This window comes from Solidesulfovibrio aerotolerans (genome assembly GCF_009856865.1).
GTDB lineage: Bacteria > Desulfobacterota > Desulfovibrionia > Desulfovibrionales > Desulfovibrionaceae > Solidesulfovibrio > Solidesulfovibrio aerotolerans.
The window spans coordinates 1-552 of the sequence record NZ_WVUD01000133.1 but is presented as its reverse complement, the minus strand read 5'-3'; the positions used below and the strand labels follow the sequence as shown (position 1 = coordinate 552).

The window sequence follows — 552 nt, the reverse complement described above, 5'->3', positions numbered from 1 at the left end:
CACCAACCTAGGTTCGAATCCTAGTCCCCCAGCCAAGAATTGTACTGCGTCCCCATCGTCTAGCCTGGTCCAGGACATCGGCCTTTCACGCCGGTAACAGGGGTTCAAATCCCCTTGGGGACGCCAAACGATTCTAAGAGGTTAGAGTAAAATCACCCTCGCTGCCTATATCCTGGTACCCCTAGCTGGTACCCCGCAAGCCTCCGGAGCTGATACCTCCGGGGGCTTCGTTTTTGGTGAACGGGATCACCCGGGCTGAGCCCCGATTCTCGAAGACCTCCATAGCGTCGCGTAACCGGTCTGGATCAAGCCCCAAGCGCTTGAGGTACTTCTCCGTGGTAGTCGCGTTCTCATGCCGCAGGATGGCCTGGATCGTGGCCAGAGGGTACCCCGCCTGGTACAAGATCGTCGCCGACAGGTGCCGAATGGCATGGAAGCCAAACGGTTTGACCCCCGCTTTGTCGCACAACTTTTTCATGAAGTGCTGCCGGTGCTTGAACGGCTCCCCCTCCCACTGGTTTGTGAACGGGGTGCGGTCAAGGACCGTGAAGA

The 552-nt window shown here is 58.3% G+C and carries 1 protein-coding gene and 1 tRNA gene; one reads left to right on the top strand and one right to left on the bottom strand.

The genetic code is table 11. The annotated features are described in order from the left end of the window. The first annotated feature begins 48 nt into the window (after positions 1 to 48). A tRNA-Glu gene (locus GTA51_RS20425) sits at positions 49 to 126 on the top strand. 55 nt (positions 127 to 181) lie between these two features. On the opposite strand, the gene GTA51_RS20420 is transcribed toward GTA51_RS20425, so the two are convergent. Next, positions 182 to 552: tyrosine-type recombinase/integrase (locus tag GTA51_RS20420; RefSeq protein WP_160964314.1), on the bottom strand; the 371-nt coding region annotated here is incomplete at its 5' end.